The sequence below is a fragment of the Candidatus Nitrotoga sp. AM1P genome, from assembly GCF_013168275.1.
Lineage (GTDB): Bacteria > Pseudomonadota > Gammaproteobacteria > Burkholderiales > Gallionellaceae > Nitrotoga.
On sequence record NZ_AP019547.1, the window covers coordinates 1,268,731 to 1,290,939 of the forward strand.

Consider the following 22,209-nt stretch of genomic DNA (forward strand, 5'->3'; position numbering starts at 1 on the left):
CTCCCCTGATTAATATACCCGTGCCTTAAGCGGAAATGATTCCACACTCAATGGCTTCAACCGAACCGGCTTGTAATCCAGTTTTTGCCCTTCGCTAAAATATAGTGAATGCTTCAGCCAATGATCGTCGTCACGTTCCGGGAAATCATCACGCGCGTGGCCGCCACGACTTTCTTCTCTGGCCGCAGCAGAAACCATGGTGGCTTGCGCCACTTCGATTAGATTATCAAGTTCCAATGCCTCTACACATGCCGTATTGAATACCTTACTCTGGTCATTAATCATGGTATTTTTGACACGCTCGGCCACTGTGCGAATCTTTTCCACGCCTTGAGTCAGCAGGTCAGGAAACCGAAACACACCGCAATGATTTTGCATCACGCGCCGCATCTCTGCCCCCACTTCGGCCACACTCTCACCATTTTTTTGTGATTTCAGTCTTGCAAGTCGCGCCAGTGGACGATCAGCGGCATCGTGCGGCAATGATTTTGGATGCGGGTTACGCTGCAAGTCCTCGATAATCTGCCGCGCCACCTCACGCCCGAACACCAATAGATCAAGCAATGAATTACAGCCTAGTCGGTTAGCACCATGCACCGACACGCAAGCGCATTCACCCACCGCATAAAACCCCTGCACCACTTCTTCTGGCCCTGTTTTGTAAGGGGCGACCACTTGGCCATGATAATTAGTGGGAATGCCCCCCATCATATAATGCGCAGTGGGCACCACCGGAATGGGATCCCTAGCCGGATCAACATGCGCGAATTTTAGGGAAATCTCACGGATACCGGGCAGACGCTGACGGATGACAGCATCACCGATGTGATCCACTTTCAATAAAACATGATCGCCATGTTTACCGCAACCGCGCCCTTCCTTGATCTCAGTGGCAATGGCGCGTGACACCACGTCACGGCTGGCAAGGTCTTGGGCGTTTGGCGCATAGCGCAGCATAAAGCGCTCACCATCTTTGTTGATAAGATAACCGCCCTCGCCGCGTACACCTTCCGAAATCAGCACACCCGCACCGTACACGCCAGTCGGATGAAACTGGAAAAATTCCATGTCCTCCAGCGGAATGCCAGCACGAGCTGCCATGCCCAGGCCATCGCCGGTATTAATATAAGCATTGGTGCTAGCCTGGAAAATGCGCGCCGCGCCTCCGGTAGCAAACAGCGTGGCGCGCGCCTGTAAAATCATCACTTCACTGGTTTCAATTTCCATTGCCACCACACCGAGAACATCCCCATCTTCGTCGCGGATTAAATCCAGAGCCATCCACTCCACGAAAAAAATGGTATTACTCTGCATATTTTTTTGATACAACGTATGCAACAAGGCATGGCCAGTGCGATCAGCAGCGGCACAGGCACGCTGCACGGGGGTCTTGCCATAGTCTTGCATGTGGCCGCCGAACGAACGCTGATAAATTTTGCCATTTTCCAAACGATCAAACGGCATACCGAAGTGTTCGAGTTCATACACCACTTCCGGTGCCGCGCGACACATAAATTCAATGGCATCTTGATCGCCGAGATAATCCGAACCTTTCACCGTGTCGTACATATGCCAATGCCAATTGTCCGCGCTGATATTGCCCAGCGATGCTGCAATACCGCCTTGCGCCGCAACGGTGTGCGAGCGAGTGGGAAAAACCTTGGACAATACCGCCACCTTCAAGCCCGCCTCAGACAATGCCAAAGCCGCACGCATCCCTGCGCCACCCGCCCCCACAATTACAACGTCAAATGTGCGTTTAGCCACTGCCATCACATTCCCCACAAAATTTGTACTGCCCAAATCGAATACAGCAACAGCGCCATGATCACCAGTACATATATCACAAGGCGTGTTCTTGCCGACTTGACATAATCCATAACGATGTTACGCACACCAATCCATGCATGAAAAAAAACGGCAAATAGAAACAGCAACGAGAACGAACGCATCTCCAAGTTCGAAAACAACCCTGTCCAGGTGTTGTAATCAAGTCCGATCCAAGCATTGCTTTCGAAACGGGAATGCAGTACCACATAGCCCGCAATGAAAAGGGTATAGGCCACCATCAGAACAGCGGTAACACGCTGCACCAGCCAATCCCGCAATCCATAATGCGCGCCGGTTACGATGCGATCTACCATAGCCACGCTCCTATTAGCAAGGTTAAACCTAAACTCACAAACAACACCCACTTGCTACTGGCACGTGCCTGCGCCAGTCCCACGCCAATATGCATATCAATCGCGAGATAGCGTATTCCGGCGCACAGATGGTGTAAAAATGCCCACAACAGGCTAATCAAAATTAATTTACTTAAGGGATAGCGTAGCGTAGCGGCCAATTGAGTATATGTCTCGATAGAAAACAAGCTGTACTGCAGCACCTTCAAAAACAGCGGCAAGGTTAAAAACAGTAACAATCCGCTAACACGATGCAAAATAGATACCAAGCCTGGCTTGGGCAATTTGATCAAACGCAAGTCAAGATGTATAGGGCGGTTTTTATTCATTGGCGCACACAAAGTGGAGTTATAAACCAACGTTTGTAATTTTACACATGATGAGCAATTAATTATAAATCAGAAATATAAACGCCCCATGGATACCTGAAATAAGGAGCGAGCAAGCATACCTTATTGTTAGCAATGAATTGTCGTTGTATGCCCACATACTGTCGAACCTTTCACTCTTCAAGAATGGTGGCTAGGTAGTTATGACGCTTCTGTAAAATACGGGACGCGAACTGACTGAAATCAGGACGGAACACGATCTGCTAAAAAATGGCGACCTACTTTACGAGGATAATCGCGGTAAAGTAGGGGCGAATAGAGCAATTACGACAACAATTTCCGATGACGTTGATGAATCGAGTTTCTGAGGTTTCAGAGAAATAAATTTCTCATTTTTTTATGTCACAGCAAGACTAATTTATTTAGCATTACGATGTGCTAAAAAATCTGCCTGTTGCAATTTAACCAGTGCTTGAATATCTTTCTCGACAGGATGATAAAGAGGACGGATCTTACGCACAACGATATTGTTCGCTTCTTTCACATCATCCGCACGCAAAGCAACGACGGCGGGTTTCAGAGCTTCATTAACGAATCGATTGCGGTTAGCGGCAAACTTCTCCGCCAGTGTTCGTTCAGCGGGTGTGAGGTGGTTGGCCATGTAGGCCTTCCATATTTTTTCTATCTCCGCAATATTTTCTTCGACCTGTGCCGTATTGTGACTAATCACTTCAGGCGTCGGTGTCACCAGGGTAGACGCGACTGCAAGTCGGTTTTCCAATAGTAGTACTTCAATATGCGCCACCTGTTCGAGCGGAATCGTGCGATCCTGCTGGGTAACTTTCAGACCTTGTTCGGTCTTGCTCATGCCCACAATCAATAGCGGTAGCGCACAGAGCATTCCAAACAGCAGCGCGAGCTGAACCCGTCCGAAACCATTGACAATGAGTGGGCCTCTCACAGGGTTCAATTCTTCTTCAAGGGACTCATATCCTTTGCTGACTTTTCTGCCTGCGAGAGGGTGATTGGAGAACGGCTGGAACCGGTCGAAGCCTTTCACGATGACGGTACCGCCCGTGTGCGTATAGTCTTCTTCAAAGTGTTTGAGGAATTCCATGAAACTATGGTCAACCAGTTTGGCCTTGGAGAAGTCCAGTTCTACTTTTTTTCCGGCTTTTAATTGGTTGAACGCATTTTTAAAGCCCATCAGGTTGGAGAATATGGCAGCGCCCTGAATGGTTAAATGATATTCCTCTTCTTTTTCTTTCAAGATGTAACGCGCCTTGAACATGCTGCGCAGGGGAGCGCCATTGGCAATATGGATGACAAATTTGGCCAGGATGCCTGAGGCGATTCCGATCAGGAGATCCGTCGCGATGGTTGCGGCAATGGTGATTAAAAAGACCACTAGTTGTTCACTGCCAATTTTGTAGGTTTTGTAGAACAGTGACGGGGAGGCGAGTACGTACCCCACAAATATCAACATGGCTGCCAGCGCGGCATTGGGGATCATTTCAATCACGGGGATCATCAGGAGCATGGCTACCAGCAGGAAGGAGCCATGGAAGAAATTGGCCCAGACGGTACGGCCACCAAAGCGTACATTGGCTGAGCTCCGTGCGACTTCGGATATCATCGGGAGTCCACCCAATAATCCCGAGACGACATTACCGGCTCCGACGGCAGCCAGGTCTTTGTTGAAATCCGACTGCCGCTTCCAGGGATCGAGTCCGTCCACTGCTTTGACGGTCAGCAATGATTCCAGGCTGCCCACGGCCAGAAGCATGAAGACATATTTCCAGAACACAAAAGTGGTGATGGCGGAGAAATCGGGGTTGTATCCGACTGAAGCCCAGAAGTTGCCAATATGAACAAGGGCGTGAGCGGGTTGTGTGGTGTTGAAATCCAACATGAAAGCCGCTGGAATGGCGATTAACAGCACGACCATGGGGGCCGGAATTTTTTTCAGGAAGTTAATTTTGATTTTCGGCATACCGAATAAGATGATCAAACTGATCATGCCAATGATGGCAATCGGTTGATTGGCGTGCATGACAGAGTCGGGAATGCGTTCCAAAAGTCCAATGGGATCCAGTCCTTTTAATGTGGACGGGTCAATGCCCAGCAGGATATGGATTTGTTTGGAGAAGATGATGATTCCGATGGCCGCCAGCATGCCGTGCACGGCCGAGTGCGGGATGAAATCACTGAGTGAACCGGCTTTCAAGAAGCCCAGAATGATTTGAAGCCATGAAGCAACGACAATGACACCCAGAGCCAGATGCCAGCCTTCCGGGCCGCCGCCCAGTTCGGTGACACATCCGGCACAGATGGTGATCAGGCCCGCAGCGGGGCCTTTGATGGTGAGACGTGAGCCGGCAAAGAAGCTGACAAACAGGCCTCCAATCATGGCGGTGAGGACGCCCATCGCCGGCGGAAATTCACTGGCTTTCGCGATGCCTAAACTGAGCGGTAACGCAAGCAGGAAGACCAGAAATCCCGAGATGAAATCAAATCGAAAATTTTCCTTTAATCCGGCTAACCCCTCTTTGGGAAGAGTTGATTGAATGGAACTCATGATATGTTGCTCCTAATTGTTGGGCAGAAACTTCCGGCTTGATCGTCTTAGTGTTAAGGGATTTTTTACGGCGCTTTTAACCGTACTGACTGATTGGCCAATATACAATTTATCCGGCGGTTTATTGTCTAGCATGGGGACTGCCTCTTTGCTTATAAAGACTGAAGTTACGTGACAGCATCAGGTAGCTCGCTTCCAACATCACCACCAGATTAATCAAATTTTGCTTCTTCCAAGAGAACACCGAGCTATTCGACCAATGCTGCAAAAATCTTGGTTTCTTAATTAGCATAATCAATTTTCACTCCTCTATTAATTATCATGTTCATCATGGCTTGGATTGAGAATTCCCCATTCAATTCGAATTAAGAGGATCTGCTCGGATGTGCGTGATAAGTTTTAATATGAGGCCCAAGAAAGATACGCGCATATATTCTAATCAGTGAAAGTCCCGAAATGACGTAACTTAAGGCAGCGAGGAATACCAGGCCAGCCTGATCTTCATGAATGTGAGTAAATATTAGTTCTACCCCAATAAATGTAGGAGTCATTGGAAATGCCATGAGACCTAAACAAGCTAATAGAAAAATAAAAGCCAATTTAGGATGCTCATAAGAGTGGCCTTGAAACTGATCTAAAGTGATTTTGTGTTCGTGAGATTTAAGTTCATTCAGACAAGCGTAGCCTAAGACCCCTGAAATAATTACGCCGCTTAAATACAGAATAATCTCATTGGTTTTTATATCGCCATTTAGCGAAATAGCAAGCGGTCTATATAGATGCATGACGATTACCAAGACCCAACTTAGCAAAGCATTTTTTCTTTCTGCAAATGATTTGAGTAGCATAAGCAAACCGATAAATGCAAAAAACTCAGGTAAGTATGTATATGCTTCTTTTGGTATTAACTCTTCATTGAACAAGCAGATCAGACCTGTAAGATAGGTCACAATAAAGAAAATAAAAACTTCTTTTCCTGAGAAAAAATTTAATTTTCTGCCACACCACTTTAATGGATTCCATAAGAAACGATATACGAAGCTATCCAGATTGAATTCTTTAAGACATAACAAATAAATTGAGTACTCTATTTTTTTAAGAACTGAATTTCTATCAACATAATGACGTGGAATAAAATTATAGAATTGCTCGCGAATCATATAGCTTACGACCGAGGGCGAAACCAATAATTGATAGGTTCTTAAAAAAGCATTTCCGGCAAAATGTATTAAAGCAAGGGCGTGAAAACCTAAAGCAATTTCAATAAAAATCAGTCCAATTTGTGCAATCGAGGAATAGGCTATTTGCGTTTTAACCGATGATTGAACTCGTGCAATTCCTGTCGCGATAATACTCGTCGATAAACCTAAAAATATGACCGTTATTACTATGGAAGTAAGGTGTTCCCACAAAGGAAATGTTCTTAATAACAAAAATGCACCTAGATGAACCGAGAGCGATCCATAAAAAATTGCACTGGATGGAGTGGGACCTTCCATTGCTCTTGGAACCCAGGAAGAGAAAGGAAGTTGGCCTGATTTTACTGCGGCAGCAAGTAATATCATTAGCGAAATAAGAACTCCAAGGAGAGGATGGTTTTGGAGATGCTCGCTAATAAATTGTTTATCGGTTAATTCTGAAAAATTAATATTTTTACGCCATAAATAATGATTCATCCACATGACAATGAGTAAGCTCATATCGGCAATACGAAATACCGTAAAGACCTTGAGTGCATTTTTTATAGGCAAATACCGATCTCTATAAAATCCAATCAATAAAAACGAAGAAAAACCAAGTATCTCCCAGCCTACAAACAGGGTCTCAAAATTTCCTGAAAATATTATTATGTTGTAGCCAATATAAAAGAAAAGAATGATGTTAAAAAATCGCTTGTAACCACTTTCTCGATGAAGATACCAACGGCAATATTGTGTCACCAGAAATGTGAGGGCCGAACCAACAAATAGGTAAACAGCACTGATTTTATCAAAATAGAAAGAAACTAAGAATTGGTATTCTTTTGTTTTAAAAAGAATAATTTCACTTCTCTCAAGCGTTGGATGATTATAGAGTAGCCATATAACCAGGAATACCCAAGCAATAATTAAATGCAAACCCACGGTAAAAAGAACAGTCCGTGAGACAGCATTTTCCATTTTATCTGGGATAAACAGACTAAAAACAAACCCCACAAATGGTATAAGTATAAAAAATTGAAGCAGTGATGTAAGCAACAAAGTCATATTAAAACCTTAATTCATTAGGTAGACTGGCAAATTCTCTTTAGTGGCTTCAACGATATGAAGTGATTCTGCTGCTTTAACTGACTCAATTAAAGTAATGGCGTCTGAAATAGAACCAAGAGTTCGTGTTAATGGACGGTAAAGAGAGAAACTCCCGTCTTTAAATAAGAAAATTTCGCGCGTCTCTGGATTTACTGCAACTAGTCGAACCCACTCATTCAAATAAAATTCATAATTTGCGGGTAGCTGATTAATTGCTCCTAATACAATCTCAGGAAAGTGTTCAACAATAACCAGCAGACGGATAGGATCATGAACTTCAATCATCTGGCTTGGGAGACCTGATCTTAAGTCGCCATCACTGCCATTAGCCACGCCAATCAGTCCCATAACATTATGGGGAAGTTTAGTTCCTGCACCTAATTTGTAATTGTCAACCCGCGAGAAAAAGTATTCGAGACTGATACCTCCCATAACCGGTGCAATAGGTTTCATAACATTAGATAGATATTTTCCTTCAGGATCTATTCTGTAATCGTAAGAACTCATCGACGACCGTCTGTCTAAATAGATGTCCTTTGATAAAGTTCGCCTGCCGACAAAACAACTTGCGTTGGTTGAATGATTAAGTTCTTGTCGAGGTTCGAATAATGAAACCGATCTCTTAAGAATTTCTCTATGGATTTTTTTGGCGCTCAGATTAGTATCAATTGACACTAATCTTCTTGATCTTTCTTTTGAATTTAAATCCAAAGCCTTGACAAAAACGGGGGTGTTTTTTTTATGGTTTGCCGAATTCACAGCAGAAAGTAAATTCTCATCAAAATAAGTAATCTCGTCGCGAGTAGTATCATGAAGGGCGCCCAGGAATTGCGTTTCTATGGGAATCACCAGCCCTCTCGAACTCAACAATGCTCTAACTTCAGGGTGATTAGCCATCACGCAAAACACTCTTGCGTTAACCGAACCAGGCCTACCTCCACAAGCTCCACAGTCATAAGCACAATAATGAGGATTATTAATACTGGTGGCACCATGTCCAACAACATAGACAATTGATGCGAAGTCTTTAACGAGCCCAATACTGGTTAAAATTGTTTCTACTCTTTGAGCCATCTCCTCAATTGTAAATCCCACCTGTAAGTCGTTTTCTCTGTGGTTCGTATTTTTGTTCTCAATCGTAAGGTTCGAAAGCTTATCCATATGGGCAATTGGCGAAGCCATGGCGGGCATCGAGGAAGGGCTGAAAATATTCAGAGCCAGTTTAAATCCTGACAATAATCCTAGTGTCTGAGTAACCAGCCACCCTCGAAAAAGAGAATGGGATACTTTAGAAAAATGTGCTTCTTTCTTCCTCTTTTTTTTGGTTTCTGTTTCCTTAATTAAATATTTTGGTGTAACGGGTGCAGGACAACATTTTGTATAGAATTTTCCATGCTCAGGCTGAAAATAGAATTCAACGCCAAAGAATCCAGGGGTAGCAAAGGTTTCACATTCGGCGTCAATTCTTTCAAGGTAACGACGGAAGGAAAGCTCCCTATCATCGATACATGTAAACACTTGAAAACTTTTGTGGAAGGGTACTGTTTCATCCTTCTTTTTTTGTAATTGAATAGCGGCAAGCACTGGGTCATAGTAAGACCATTCAAAAGCTTCTTGCCAAATTGAAAGGACTTCATCCAATTCTGTATTGGGAACATCACCAAAAAGCTCTACAGGTCTGTTTTTTAAATTGCTGCCCATTGGCAACCAATCTTCTTCAAATTGGAAATCAAGTGCATCAATCTCTAATAAGAGTTCAAAAACAATTAAGTCATGAAGTGATATTTTTTTTGGGTTCAACAGAGATTGCGGTTGATCTTCAACAGTGGACACCATACCCGACCAACCTTGATGTGCAAATTGCTGATCATATAAATACTGCTTGTAAAGCGATTTGTCACCAACCAGAATTTTCAGTAAATCTTCAATTTTACAATTGCCCTTGAGAAGGAGTTCTTTAGCTCTTTTTCTTTTAAAGAAACTTGTAAAACTGTTTTCTTCTATTTCTCTCATTGAAGAAAGAAAGCCTTCATGCCCAACGGGGAAACCCCATATTGAAATTCCCTGATCAAGGTAACTACAAAGAATTCTGAAAAGAAGTGGATGTACAAATAAATCCAGGTCTATGCGATATTGCTCTTTCCAATTTAATCGCAGCAAACCGATTCTTGATGAAATAGAAGTGTCATATTTCTTGCCAAGCGCATTTTTCATCCATTCATTTACATGCTCTGAACCCTTTTTTTCAGCAATAATTCTTTTTAGAATGTCTTCGCGGATACGTGTCGATATATAGAGCGATCTATAATCTTCTAACTGCAGGGAAACAAAATAACCAAATATTTTGGATGCATGACGAATGCCATCGTAAAACTTAAGATGCTGAAATGCATGTAACGTATTGTGATGAATAAAATCTTTTAGTGGGGCCTGACTGGGCAAGTAGTGCTTCAATTCATGAAGTACTTCTTGTTCATTAAAAATAGAATTATTTGAATTCATTTTTATAAGCTCTATGTAGTGTTCTTTTTCTTTAAACCGAATGTGGCAATTAAAAAATTTTTTATATAACGTAACGCACTACTACTAAATATTTAGTAAATTATTCTTAATGTTCAAAATGGTATACGTAATGTATGTTTAGGGGAAAATCTTGTCAAACTGAAGCTTGATATATGCCGATCATCAAAATTTGATGATCTTTATTCATTTATACGTTACTGACTTATTTTTCTTTATTTTTAAATATGATAATAACCAATACGGTACATAAAAAAATAGTGATTCGCCTTGCTGAAATTCGTGATGTTTTAGTTATCACTGAATTTAATCAAGCGATGGCTTTCGAAACAGAAAGAAAAAAATTAATACCGAAAGTAGCATCAAAAGGTGTCAAAAATATTTTAAAAAACTCTAATCTCGGATTTTATGTGATTGCTGAACGTGGCAAGGAAGTCATTGGATCACTAATGGTAACCACGGAATGGAGCGATTGGCGAAATGGCATGTTTTGGTGGATTCAAAGCGTCTACATCAAGCCAAATGAGCGTCGAAAAGGGATTTATACCCAGCTATATAATTTTGTTAAAGAGTCTGCGAATAATAACCCCAGTATTTGCGGGTTTCGTCTTTATGTGGAAAATGAAAATATTCTTGCCCAAAACACATATGAAGCTCTTGGCATGATAGAAACGAGTTACCGGATATACGAAGAACTGAAACCAGAAACTCGCAAGTAGATCGTGTATTCAGAAAATTTCGTACTCGTTTCATCGGTGAGCCCAGTCCTGTGTACTTCTTTTTGGAAGCTTCAATCTTGCCCTCACCCGCTGCAGAGATGTCTTTAAACAATTTTTTCTTGCGTTATTCAGTGCCAAAGCGGCATTATTGCCACTTTAACTCAGTTATAGTTCAAATTATGTACCCTATGTTTTGAACTACTCCTTCCGCTCATCCAACTACTGCCACCCTCCACCCAATGACTTATAAAGATCCACCATTGCGTCAATTTGTTTTTGTTTCGTTTCAATTAAATCTTTTTTGGCATCCAAGGTATCCCTTTGTGCCAATAGCACATCCAGATAGTCCACACGGGCAGATTTGAATAGCTGGTTAGCGACCTCAATTGATTGGGCGAGCGCTTCCACTTGGCTTGTCTTAAGCTGATAGTTTTTGTCGAGGTTATCGATATTTGAAATTTGATTCGCTACTTCAGTATAAGCTTTAATAATGCTTTGCTCATACTCATAAGCCGCCTGAATCTGCTTGGCATTGGCGTTTTTATATTCCGCTATGATGGCATTTTTATTAATCAGTGGCGCGACTAATTCTCCGGCAATACTGGCCGCCAATGACTCTGGAGTATTGATGAGGTATTTAAGTGCAAAAGCCTCATACCCTATTCCAGTGTTTATACTAAAGGAGGGATAGAAATTTGCCCTAGCCACCTTTATGTTTAATGCCGCTGCCGATAGCTCAAGTTCCGCTTGCCTAATATCAGGCCTGTTTTGTAGCAATTGTGACGGAATACCTGTCTTAAGCACCTTGGGTTTAAGCTCCATAAAACCACTGGAAGCACGCTGGATAAGCTGCGGCGTTCTCCCTAACAAGAAATTTATCCGGTTTTCAACAACAGTAATATTTTGATTTAATTCGTATACTTTGCTTTTGTTTTTTGCCACTTCTGCTTCATAACGTCTGACAGCAAGTGCAGTTGTTCTTGCATATAGCTGTAGTTGCTTGACCATATCCAAACCATTTTGCTGGATACTAATATTTTGCTCTAAATTATTAAGCTGGTTGTCCAAGGCAAGCAGTTCATAGTACGAATGGGCAACTTCAGCAACCAGGTTAGTCACCAAAAAATTTTTGCCTTCTTTTGATGCCATATACTCGAGAACAGCGACCTGTTTCGCATTTCTCAACTTTTTCCATACGTCTATCTCCCAGGTTGAAAATAACCCAAAGTGATAATCGCCCAGGTATGTAGGGAAGGCTCGGCCATGGGCTATTGGCAGATTCTCTTCAATAGCGCCATTGCGCGTAAACTGGCCCTTTTTGTCCCCGCCTGCACCAGCACCAATATTTACAAATGGCAAATATTGGCCTCTACGCGCTTGAATTTCATTCTGTGCAACACTGATGCGCTGCATCATGATGTTAATTTCTTTATTGTTAACAACAGCTATATCTATCAAACTTAATAAATTAGGATCATCGAAAAAATCTTTCCATTTAATACTCGCCGTATTGGTCTGGTCCGAAACACCCGCTTTATAACCAGCAGGAAGACGCGTGTCTTCTTTTTTGATTATTACCTCAGGAGTACTACAGGCCTGCAACATCAGACCCAACACGCCTAAGGTCATAAACTGAAATGTTTTAGTTTTCGTTGTCATTTGGGCCGTAGTGATAAGTTTCGGTTAAAGGATCAAGGTCTTCATGTTGAATTAATTTTTTGCCTTCTATCATTTTGGCAAAAATATAATAAAGCCCTGGAATAATGATGACGCCAAACACGGTACCGAAAAGCATCCCACCCAGCGCTGAGGTACCAATTGTTCTGTTGCCAACTGCGCCCGCCCCGGTAGCCATCGCTAAGGGCACCAGCCCGGCTATAAAGGCAAATGAAGTCATCAAAATCGGGCGAAAACGCTCTTTCGCACCCGCAATCGCCGCTTCTAAAACAGTCATGCCTTGGGTTTGCTTCTGGGTGGCAAATTCGACAATCAATACTGCGTTTTTGCCGAGCAAGCCAATTAACATCACCATTCCCAGTTGGGAATAGACATCATTGGCAAGTCCTAACCCTTTTAACAATAAGAAAGCACCGAAAATACCGGGGGGTAGAGAACAAAGCACGACCAAGGGCAAAACAAAGCTTTCGTATTGTGCGGCTAGCACCAGGTAGACAAACAGGATAACGACCGCGAAGATCAGCAGTGCTTCATTGCCCCGGAGGGCTTCGTCAAAGGTCAAACCTTCCCAGGCAACTTCAAAACCGTGCGGCAAAGTGGCTTTCGCAACCTCTTCTATTGCCTTGATGGCCGCGCCAGTGGTATAACCGCTTGCGGGCTCGGCACGGATCGCTGCCGAGTTATAGAGGTTATAACGTGTGATCTCATTGGGGCCCTGCTTTTTCACCATAGTCATAAAGGCGGAGTACGGCACCATTTCGCCTTTATCGTTTTTCACAAAGTATCTCAACACATCTTCAGGGGAACGCCGGAATTCTGGCAAGGCCTGGGCATAGACTTTAAAAAAGTTATTGAAGCGGATAAAGCCCTGCTCATAGGTGCTACCGATCATGATATCCAGGTGACTCATGGCTTTTTCGATGGAAACTCCTTTTTGCATGGCCAGTTTATTGTCGATGACCAGTTCGTATTGCGGATAATTGGCCGCATAAAAGGTAAACAAGCCGGTCAGCTCCTTACGTTTACGCATCGCATCCATGAACGTTTGGTTGATTTTATCGAACTCGAAGTAATCCGTGTCTAATGTCTTGTCTAATACGCGAAACGCCAAACCCGATGCCGCACCGTATCCTGGCACTGCCGGAGGTTGAAAAAACTCGATGATCGCGCCCAGGTCATGGGATTTTTCTTCCAACTCGTGGATAACATCCTTAACCGAATGTTTACGTTCCGACCAATCTTTCAGGTTGATAATAACGGTCCCTGCATTCGACCCGCGGCCTTCGGTGAGTATTTCGTAACCGGCTAAGGAAGAAATCGATTTCACGCCTTCGATTTTTGCAGCTATCAGCTCCAATTGCCGTGCCACTCTGTTGGTCACTTCGATGGTTGAGCCAGGCGGTGTTTGGATAATCGCATAAATCATGCCTTGGTCTTCGCCGGGAATAAATCCGGTGGGCAAAGTTTTATCGAGCGCAAAAATGCCGAAGCCAAACCCGGCCAATACCAAAAACGTGACCATACGCCGAGTGACAATGACATTCAGCAATTTGACGTAGCGCCCGGTGATCTTTTCGAAAATAGAGTTAAAGCCATTGAGGAAAAGACTGATCGGGGTTTTCCTTTTCGGCTGGCCATGGGTGTTTTTAAGTAGCATGGCACACAGTACCGGGGTGAGCGATAAAGCCACAACTGCAGAAATAGTGATCGACGACGCCATAGCGATAGCGAATTGTCTATAAAACACCCCGACCGGTCCGGGCATGAACGCGATAGGGATGAACACTGACACCATGACCAGCGTAATCGCTACAATGGCGCCACCGATTTCCCCCAATACTTTACGGGAGGCTACATAAGGGCTGCAATTTTCAGCTGCCATTTTTGCATGCACAGCCTCCACCACCACAATGGCATCATCGACCACAATACCGATAGCCAAGACTAAGGCAAACAAGGTGATGAGGTTGATGGAAAGCCCGAACGCAGACATAACGGCGAATGCCCCGACCAGCGAAACCGGTACCGCGAGGACGGGGATCAAGGTAGAACGCCAGTCGCCAAGGAAAATAAAGACCACCAAGGAGACCAGAATGAAGGCTTCCACCAAGGTGTGCAGCACTTGTTCGATGGATGCATCAACGAAACGCGACACATCGTAATTAATTTCGTATTCCATGCCCTCCGGGAAGGATTTTTTCAATTCTTCCAGTTTTGTCTTCACATTTTCTATGACCACTTGTGCATTAGTGCCGTAGTTTTGCTTAAGCACGATGGACGCCGAAGGGTACCCGTCTTTATCAGAGAAAATATTATAAAACTCGCTGTTTAGATTGACCGTGGCAACGTCTTTTATGCGCAGGATCTCGCCTGTCGGGGTAGACCGAATAATAATGTCCTCATATTCTTCCGGCTTGGTTAAACGTCCTTTATAAACGAGTACATACTCTTTCGACTGGGCGGACATGCCTGTGCTTTGGCCCAGTCGACCAGGACGTCCGATAATGCTTTGATTTGCGAGTGCCTCCATCACCTCTTCTGACGAGATGCTATAGGCCCGCATCCGTTCCGGATTCAGCCAAACTCGCATCGCGTATTGACGTGCACCCAAAATAGTCGCTTGGGCAATGCCAGTAATGCGCTGAATTTCCGGAATAACATTGACATAGGCATAATTAAATAGAAGCTTCTGATCGGCGTTTTTATCTTTGCTGAAGATGTTGACATACATGAGCATGCTGGGCTGGACGAAGTTCACGATCACGCCTTCCAACTGCACCAGTGTGGGCAGTCTACTCATCATCTGATCCACGCGCGTCTTCACATTAACCATCGCGATATTGGGATCGACGCCCAAATTGAAATACACTTGAATGCTCGCTTCGCCAGCGCTGGTTGCATCCGAAGTGATGTATCTCATGCCAGGCACGCCATTGATAGCGCGTTCTAACATAATCAGGGACGATTTCACCAGTACATCGGCGCTGGAACCGGGAAACGATATCGAAACCGTGACTCGCGGTGGCGCGATATCTGGAAACTGGGAAACGGGCAATGTTTTCATTGCCAAAATCCCCATAAACAGGAACATCAGTGATAACACGATCGCCATCACAGGTCTTTTGAGGAAAATTTTAAACATGATTTAATCTTCGCTAAAAGGTTACTCGGTAAACATCTTCATCAAACCTGAGCGAACCTTTTGGGGTGGTCTTAAATCGATCGTCACCTTCTCGCCGGGGCGTACTTTGCGTATACCCTCGAGCAAAATCCTGTCACCGTCATTCAGACCATCTTTAACAATAAACATTTGTGGCAATTCGGCCTCTATATGGATCAGCCTTTGCTCTACTTTTTCTTCTTTGTTGATAACGTAGACATAGGTTTTATCCATGATTTCGAACGTCGCTTTTTGGGGGATGAGCATGGCGTTTGGGTAAGGCTTGGCCATTAGAATTGTTCCTGTCTCACCATGCCTGAGAGTTTTGTCCGGGTTAGCGAACAAGGCACGGAATTGGATATTACCGGAGGTATTATTAAAATCACCTACAATTGCTTCAATGACACCCTTTTGATTGAAAATCTCGCCATCTGCCATTCTTAGCTGTACTTCTTCACCGATTTTGTCTTTTTTTTGCGTCTTAAAATTTAGGTATTGGGCTTCTGGGACATTGAAATAGACCCATAATTGGCTGACGTCAGACAGTGTCGTCAACACCGCACCTTCATCGAGAAGGCTGCCGACCCTGACAGCTAAATGATCCATAATCCCTTCAAAAGGGGCTTTGATATCGGTGAAACCCAAGCGGGTTTCCGCCATTTTCACTTCCGCCTTGGCCTTGTCTAATTTTGCTTTTGCCAAAGCTAATTCATTGGCCGATACGATATTCTTATCAGCCAAGCCTTTGGTATTAAGGTATTCGATGTTCATATTCTGCGCTTCGGCTTGCGCTTTAAGAAGTTCTGCCTGATAGATATTGGGCATGATCTTGAACATAGGCTGTCCCTTTTTTATCAATTGCCCTTCATCCACAAAAATATCCTGTAAGTAGCCCTTTTCCAAAGAGCGTACATCAATATGCCTAATGGCCTGAATCTGACAGACATAGTCTTTCATGACGAAAGTGTCTTCACGGAACGGTGTAGTTGCCGCATATTTTGGCATCTCTTCATGTGTCCCAGTTTCTGCCTTAAGATGACATCCACTCAATAATAGGGTGGCGATTAAGCCTAGAGCTACGGATGATTTAGTGATCATTTTTTATGGCCTTTACATTACAAGTGAGCAAAGTATTTCGTTAAGGGAATTTGTCTTTGACGATGGATTACAAGCCCTATTTCACAACACCCATGTTAAGCATGGTGGCAATCTCATCGAAACCTATATTGTTTTTTTCAACCGCCAATATAGGGTTTACCAAAGTCGTTATGGCATACCAGTTTGATGTGTCATTTACAAACCTGAATGCCACCAGATAAAGTTTTTTAATTTTTCTTTCCTTCTATTCAGCCACTTCATCGATGCACCCAAAATTGGGTCGCGCAACTTACCCAGCTGCGCGTACCGGTACAGAGACAATGAATTTTTAGAGGTGCCCCTAAGCTCAATGCACTGGTAATGTAAATTATGAGTGTGGCATTAGACAAACGATTTTAATTGGACTTTAGTATCGATATATCCGATACTAATCTTATGGATATAGATCAAATTAGAACTTTTTTGGGTGTGGTCGCCAATAACAGCTTTATTGAAGCTGCCAATAGACTGCATGTTACTCAATCAACTGTCAGCGCACGCATACAAAGACTGGAAGCCTATCTTGGCGTTACCCTATTTGTGCGTAATCGCTCCGGTGTAACATTAACACTCCCAGGACAACGTTTTTTTCGTCATGCGAAATCTTTTTTATTAACACTGGAACAAGCGCGGCATGATATTAAGTTGCCCAGTCGCTTCCGCGCCAGTATTACTGTAGGAGCCCGGATTGCCCTGTGGGAAGAATTGCTGCCCCGGTGGGTTGGCGCATTGCGTATTCTAGCGCCGGATATTTCTATTCGTAGCGAAATTGGCTTTGAGGAAGATTTAATTCGCGGGCTTATCGAAGGCAGAATGGATGTGAGCATGATGTACACACCACAACAAAGCCCTGGCCTTCAGATTGAGTATTTATTTGATGAAACAATGGTGTTGGTGACCACTGACCCGGATAAGCCTTGGCCAAATGAAGATTATATCTATGTAGACTGGGGGCCGACATTTTACGAATTGCATAATAGCTATTACCCCGATATGGAACATCCCCCCCAGGTTGTAAATATCGGCTGGCTCGGATTACAGCTAATCGTCAACAATGGCGGATCATGTTTTCTACCTATACGCATAGCTGAACCTTTAATTCAGACTAAAAAATTGTTTCTTGTACCTGGCAGTACGCAGATTAAATTACCCGCTTACATGATATTTCCTAGAAATAGTGATTCCATTGTTTTACAGCAGGTGCTGGAAAGCTTGCGTTCATTTATGCGCGCAAGGTGTTTTAATTAGGCTGTGTTCGTAAATCATGTTGGTAGCTCATCTGGTGAGCCACTCCGACGTGCATACTGTATGTCACGGTGCATGTGCACCGGTTCATGCAGGAGGCAGAAATGAATTACCCCGCGGCAAGCCGCGGGGTATCAGAACAGCGCCAGTTGACGATCCTCATGTATCTTTGTGTATACCTTACCTTGACCACTTACATACTTCATAATCATCTCTTCGTTACCATGCTTCCCAACGCTACTTGCAAAATATCCGCTTGTCCAAAACTCTCCACCCCACAATTGCTTCTTGACCTCTGGACATCTACGAAATATCTCTCGTCCCGTTATACTCTTAATTACTCTGACCACCTCTGACACTGACTTGGTGGGTACACTTTGCACCAAAAAATGAACATGCTCTTCATCCGCACCTATCTCTAAAAATTTGATCTCATACCTCTTCTCTATCTCAATACATACGTCTCTTAACCCATCCTCTACCTTTTTACTGAATACCATCCGACGATACTTCGCTGGACACACTATGTGGTACAGCAATACCGTTACATTATGCTTCTTAATGAATGTATTCACTCATCCATCCAGTTTAAGTCAAAGTCGCGGCAAGCCGCGAGGAATCATACCCAAGAGATTGAACGGATTGCGCAACTATAAATAACCGACTTCATTCTTACGGTAGCTTATTTATACTGACTTGTTCCTACCACCGGAATCCGGAAAATGTAGTAATGCCGTGCCCGCGGCAATCCATGGCATCCACATTCTTTAAAATTTGCCCTTTCCAGTAATTAGAAAATCTACTTCAGGATGAGATTGGATAGGAACCCAAACCCCTCCGAAATAACGTATTACTTTTTATGTTTCTTCATCCATTCACTGGCCCGTCGCTGGGCTTCGGCAATTTCTGCTGGCGTCATGAACGATTCCACAATTCCCAGCCCGCTTCCTATATCTTCATCATCACCCATGCCAGCGATGTTATTGACCCATTCACCAGCAACTTTAAACCACTTACCCCCTGCACCAGCAATATTGAACCACTTATGCGCTTCAATATAGTCCCGGGGAACGCCCAAGCCCATGTCGTACATAACTCCCAGATTATTTTGGGCCTCCACATCGCCCTGCTCTGCTGCCTTGTTCCACCAAAATATAGCTTGCTGGGTATCCTGAGGAACGCCTATGCCATTGTCATACATGAATCCGAGTTTAAATTGCGCATGTACGACTCCCTGCTCTGCTGCCTTACCATACCAAGACACAGCCTGCTCATCGTCCTGCACAACGCCGTTGCCCTCTTCGTACATAACGCCCAGTTTGTATTGGGCCTGCGCAATACCCTGCTCTGCTGCCTTGCCATACCAAGACACAGCCTGCTTGTAGTCCTGCGTAACGCCTTGGCCTTTTTCATACATAAGACCTAGCGTGTATTGCGCCAATGCATCTCCTTTCTCTACCGCCTTGTTATACCAGTGCAAAGCCTGCTCGTAGTCTTGTGTAACGCCCTGACCTTTGTAATACATAACTCCTAAATTGAATTGAGCCTCCGCGAAACCCTGATCTGCGACCTTACGATACCAATGCATAGCCAGTTGATAGTCCTTTTTAACCCCTTGACCATCGGCATACATGCCTGCCAGATAAAACTGCGCTTCCACATGCCCATGCTCCGCAGCTTTTTTTAAGGATTCAGCAGCTTTTGTGTAGTCCTTACGGTCGACAAACTTCATCCCATCCTCAAAGTTTTTTGCAACATCTTGAGATGTCAGTGCTGCCATGAAACCGTCCTTCCCATTGATAACCACATAATTTTTCTCCTTGAATTCAATTTAAAGCAAAATGAACAATTACAGTATATTGTAGCTCACCTTCCTTCCCGAAAATTATTCCATAATATTAAACGATTGCGCTAATTGCAGGGTATTACGAACATTGACGTAATGTAAGGAGCAAATGTAACAAGCCATAGAACCACTCAACTACCAGCCTCACATTACTGGATGTTAGGTCGCAGCATGAAGTACTATTCGAGGTCAGTAGTGTCCGGTTAATTAACAAATTTAAGAGCCAAGACTGAGTATTGGCGCGGTTTGCAGAGCAATTTATTTTGGTGCCGATTTGAAATCAGTTTACCGATATTCCGGTTCGAGTAACTTCCAGAGATTAAACCCTCTAGAGATGAACGATGAACTTGGGCAAGACGCTGTTCGCGCAACTCATGGAGTTTGTGTCGTGGACCAGCTTTGCGCGGATCGTAGATCGCTATGGCGGCGATTCCAGAGTGCGCAGCTTGAGTTGCCCCGAGCAATTTCGCGCCATGGCCTTCGCGCAATTGACTTATCGCGAGAGTCTGCGCGATATCGAAACTGTTTGCTGGCGAATCGAACGAAGCTGTACAGCATGGGCTTTCGTTCGCCGATCAGACGGTCGACACTGGCCGATGCCAACGAAGGGCGCGACTGGCGCATCTGGGCGGACTTGGCCGCCTTGCTCATCCGGCATGCGCGCAAGCTGTACTGCAACGACAGCTTCGGTATCGACTTGGACAATACCGTCTACGCCTTGGATGCCACAACCATCGACCTGTGTCTGCCGCTGTTTCCATGGGCACCATTCCGCTCCACCAAGGCGGCGATCAAGCTGCATACCCTGCTGGATCTGTGCGGCAACATTCCAGCTTTCATCCATATCTCGGATGGCAAGATGGGCGATGTCAACGTGCTGGATATATTGCCTATCGAAGCCGGTGCGTTCTATGTGATGGATCGGGGTTATCTGGATTTCAGTCGGTTGTTCGCTTTGCACCAGGCAGGCGCGCTCTTCGTGACCCGAGCCAAGCGCGGCATGGATGCGCGCAGGGTGTATTCGATACCAACCGACCGGAACACCGGCGTCATCTGCGATCAGCGCATCGCGATGAACGGTTTCTACATCTTGCAGGATTATCCCGAGCAGTTGCGACGCATCCGTTTCAAAGACCCGGAGTCCGGCAAGACATGGGTGTTCCTGACCAACAACACCGTTGACCATTGCCGCGCTGTACAAGAGCCGTTGGCAAGTCGAGCTGTTCTTCAAGTGGATCAAGCAGCATCTGCGCATCAAGCGTTTCATCGGCAACAGCGAGAATGCGGTGAAGACGCAAATCTGGTGCGCTGTCGCTACTTACGTGCTGATTGCCATTGTCAAAAAGGAGCTTAAACTTGATGCCTCTCTCTATTCTTTGCTACCGATTTTATCGGTGTCTGTTTTTGAGAAAACCCAGCTATCCCAAGCCTTCGCAGGCAGTGGGCAGCTCCCAAATCAGACGGGTTTTTATAACCAACTAAATTTGTTCGACTTTTAACCGGACACTACTGATTTGAGGTAGAGGTGCGCTACACCAAGCTAGCATTACCTGTTGCACTTCGAACTTAAATCCACCATAGATAAAGTAGTTGGAATAAATATACAAACCAGCAGCGCACCTACCCCCTCCAGCAGCCAACATAGTGATATTAGACAAATTGTCAAGAATATTGATGCGCTGCCCGCCATGCCGGTCATTGCGCAAAAACTGCTGGCGCTACAGATCAATAGTGACGAAAACGAACGGAAAATGTTAATGCTGATCGAGCAAGACCCGCAGATCTCAGCAAAAATTATCGGACTATCCAATTCAGCAATGCTTGGCTCCACACGAAAACCAACGTCAGTAAAAGAAGCTGCGATCTTGCTGGGCATGAACCGAGTTAAATCGATTGCAACTGGCATCGCCATCATGTCCTTGTCGACCAAAGTATCCACGGGTAAATTTAAGGCACAGGATCTTTGGTTGCATAGCTTTGGTATTGCGTTTGCCATGCTCGGCATCGCCCGTGCTATGCCCGCAAAAATCCGCCCTAAGGATGATCAAGTTTTTTTGGCTGGCATACTGCTATCTTGCGCTCGCTTTCCTGGATCCAAAACGGAGCGATGACCTGCATGCCCTCTTGTCAGCAAAATCTGATCGTCCTGATCTGAGTATAGAACGGGAAATGCTGGAAATATGCCACGACGAATTAGGTGCGGAGCTAGCGCGCCACTGGAGTCTGCCGGATGAGATTATTGCCGTGCTACGCTACCACCATACATCGGATGTAGCCGAAGCGGCAGCGGGACAACCAATAGTGTACATGATCAGCCTGGCAGAAAAATTACTGGCTTCCTTTGGTATTAATGAACATGTCGATACCCACATCAGCGACGAGGATTGGGAAGTTTTGGGCATCGATCCAAGTAAGGCAGAGGAAATCAGTGTACAAGTAGCTGAACAAGCGGAACAGGCGGAACAGGCGGAACAGGCGGAACAGGCGGCGGCAGTATATTGATGATCAAATAGCTTCCAATACATTC

14 protein-coding genes and 2 pseudogenes are annotated in these 22,209 nt (G+C 44.6%); 5 read left to right on the forward strand and 11 right to left on the reverse strand.

What is annotated here, in order from left to right; translation table 11 throughout:
* Nucleotides 1–9: 9 nt before the first annotated feature.
* The 6 genes from sdhA to W01_RS05655 form a co-directional block, all read right to left on the reverse strand.
* Nucleotides 10–1,773, reverse strand: coding sequence for a succinate dehydrogenase flavoprotein subunit (sdhA, locus tag W01_RS05630; RefSeq protein ID WP_173052832.1), 1,764 nt, complete (start codon nt 1,771–1,773; stop codon nt 10–12).
* Nucleotides 1,773–2,144 carry a succinate dehydrogenase, hydrophobic membrane anchor protein gene (gene sdhD, locus W01_RS05635; protein ID WP_173052834.1) on the reverse strand — a complete coding sequence of 124 codons (372 nt, stop codon included), beginning with the start codon at nt 2,142–2,144 and terminating at the stop codon, nt 1,773–1,775. The genes sdhA and sdhD overlap by 1 nt, the downstream gene beginning before the upstream one ends.
* Nucleotides 2,138–2,512: a succinate dehydrogenase, cytochrome b556 subunit gene (gene sdhC / locus W01_RS05640; protein ID WP_173052836.1), complete on the reverse strand. Its 375-nt coding sequence runs from the start codon at nt 2,510–2,512 to the stop codon at nt 2,138–2,140. The genes sdhD and sdhC overlap by 7 nt, the downstream gene beginning before the upstream one ends.
* 418 nt (nt 2,513–2,930) lie before the next feature.
* On the reverse strand, nt 2,931–5,090 hold the full coding sequence (locus W01_RS05645; RefSeq protein ID WP_173052838.1) for a SulP family inorganic anion transporter: 2,160 nt from the start codon (nt 5,088–5,090) through the stop codon (nt 2,931–2,933).
* Nucleotides 5,091–5,455: 365 nt separating this feature from the next.
* Nucleotides 5,456–7,336 carry a proton-conducting transporter transmembrane domain-containing protein gene (locus W01_RS05650; RefSeq protein ID WP_173052840.1) on the reverse strand — a complete coding sequence of 627 codons (1,881 nt, stop codon included), beginning with the start codon at nt 7,334–7,336 and terminating at the stop codon, nt 5,456–5,458.
* Nucleotides 7,337–7,345: 9 nt separating this feature from the next.
* Nucleotides 7,346–9,880 (reverse strand): YbcC family protein, encoded by a 2,535-nt coding sequence (locus tag W01_RS05655; RefSeq protein WP_173052842.1) that lies wholly within the window; start codon nt 9,878–9,880, stop codon nt 7,346–7,348.
* Nucleotides 9,881–10,158: 278 nt separating this feature from the next.
* Between W01_RS05655 and W01_RS05660 the strand changes: the two genes are divergently transcribed.
* Nucleotides 10,159–10,617 carry a GNAT family N-acetyltransferase gene (locus tag W01_RS05660; protein WP_198421360.1) on the forward strand — a complete coding sequence of 153 codons (459 nt, stop codon included), beginning with the start codon at nt 10,159–10,161 and terminating at the stop codon, nt 10,615–10,617.
* Nucleotides 10,618–10,836: 219 nt separating this feature from the next.
* On the opposite strand, the gene W01_RS05665 is transcribed toward W01_RS05660, so the two are convergent.
* Genes W01_RS05665 through W01_RS05675 form a run of 3 tightly spaced genes read right to left on the reverse strand, consistent with a single transcriptional unit; the run spans nt 10,837 to nt 16,552 of the window.
* The gene (locus tag W01_RS05665) at nt 10,837–12,276 is read right to left on the reverse strand and encodes a TolC family protein (RefSeq protein WP_173052846.1); all 1,440 of its coding nucleotides are present in this window, start codon (nt 12,274–12,276) and stop codon (nt 10,837–10,839) included.
* On the reverse strand, nt 12,260–15,436 hold the full coding sequence (locus W01_RS05670) for an efflux RND transporter permease subunit (RefSeq protein ID WP_173052848.1): 3,177 nt from the start codon (nt 15,434–15,436) through the stop codon (nt 12,260–12,262). Before W01_RS05670 ends, W01_RS05665 begins: the two co-directional genes overlap by 17 nt.
* A gap of 21 nt (nt 15,437–15,457) precedes the next feature.
* Nucleotides 15,458–16,552 carry an efflux RND transporter periplasmic adaptor subunit gene (locus W01_RS05675; RefSeq protein ID WP_173052850.1) on the reverse strand — a complete coding sequence of 365 codons (1,095 nt, stop codon included), beginning with the start codon at nt 16,550–16,552 and terminating at the stop codon, nt 15,458–15,460.
* 399 nt (nt 16,553–16,951) lie between these two features.
* Here W01_RS05675 and W01_RS05680 point away from each other — a divergent pair, with 399 nt between their 5' ends.
* Nucleotides 16,952–17,839, forward strand: coding sequence for a LysR family transcriptional regulator (locus W01_RS05680; protein ID WP_242007048.1), 888 nt, complete (start codon nt 16,952–16,954; stop codon nt 17,837–17,839).
* A 131-nt stretch (nt 17,840–17,970) separates the two neighbouring features.
* Here the strand turns inward: W01_RS05680 and tnpA are convergent.
* Together tnpA and W01_RS05690 are read right to left on the reverse strand one after the other, a co-directional pair.
* A pseudogene (gene tnpA / locus W01_RS05685) lies at nt 17,971–18,415 on the reverse strand (IS200/IS605 family transposase).
* Nucleotides 18,416–18,686: 271 nt separating this feature from the next.
* Nucleotides 18,687–19,616, reverse strand: a complete 930-nt coding sequence (locus tag W01_RS05690; RefSeq protein WP_173052852.1) for an SEL1-like repeat protein — start codon at nt 19,614–19,616, stop codon at nt 18,687–18,689.
* A gap of 407 nt (nt 19,617–20,023) precedes the next feature.
* On the opposite strand from W01_RS05690, the pseudogene W01_RS05695 reads away from it, so the two are divergent.
* From W01_RS05695 to W01_RS14380, 3 genes and pseudogenes are all read left to right on the forward strand, one after another.
* Nucleotides 20,024–21,181: pseudogene (locus tag W01_RS05695) on the forward strand (IS4 family transposase).
* A 54-nt stretch (nt 21,182–21,235) separates the two neighbouring features.
* Nucleotides 21,236–21,793, forward strand: a complete 558-nt coding sequence (locus W01_RS14375; RefSeq protein ID WP_256380126.1) for an HDOD domain-containing protein — start codon at nt 21,236–21,238, stop codon at nt 21,791–21,793.
* A gap of 13 nt (nt 21,794–21,806) precedes the next feature.
* Nucleotides 21,807–22,184 carry an HDOD domain-containing protein gene (locus W01_RS14380; protein ID WP_256380127.1) on the forward strand — a complete coding sequence of 126 codons (378 nt, stop codon included), beginning with the start codon at nt 21,807–21,809 and terminating at the stop codon, nt 22,182–22,184.
* Nucleotides 22,185–22,209 lie beyond the last annotated feature (25 nt).

Excerpts from the sequence above, each read along its gene's own strand:
- sdhA (WP_173052832.1), bottom strand. The coding sequence starts at position 1,773 with ATGGCAGTGGCTAAACGCACATTTGACGTTGTAATTGTGGGGGCGGGT.
- sdhD (WP_173052834.1), bottom strand. The coding sequence starts at position 2,144 with ATGGTAGATCGCATCGTAACCGGCGCGCATTATGGATTGCGGGATTGG.
- sdhC (WP_173052836.1), bottom strand. The coding sequence starts at position 2,512 with ATGAATAAAAACCGCCCTATACATCTTGACTTGCGTTTGATCAAATTG.
- W01_RS05645 (WP_173052838.1), bottom strand. The coding sequence starts at position 5,090 with ATGAGTTCCATTCAATCAACTCTTCCCAAAGAGGGGTTAGCCGGATTA.
- W01_RS05650 (WP_173052840.1), bottom strand. The coding sequence starts at position 7,336 with ATGACTTTGTTGCTTACATCACTGCTTCAATTTTTTATACTTATACCA.
- W01_RS05655 (WP_173052842.1), bottom strand. The coding sequence starts at position 9,880 with ATGAATTCAAATAATTCTATTTTTAATGAACAAGAAGTACTTCATGAA.
- W01_RS05665 (WP_173052846.1), bottom strand. The coding sequence starts at position 12,276 with ATGACAACGAAAACTAAAACATTTCAGTTTATGACCTTAGGCGTGTTG.
- W01_RS05670 (WP_173052848.1), bottom strand. The coding sequence starts at position 15,436 with ATGTTTAAAATTTTCCTCAAAAGACCTGTGATGGCGATCGTGTTATCA.
- W01_RS05675 (WP_173052850.1), bottom strand. The coding sequence starts at position 16,552 with ATGATCACTAAATCATCCGTAGCTCTAGGCTTAATCGCCACCCTATTA.
- W01_RS05690 (WP_173052852.1), bottom strand. The coding sequence starts at position 19,616 with ATGGCAGCACTGACATCTCAAGATGTTGCAAAAAACTTTGAGGATGGG.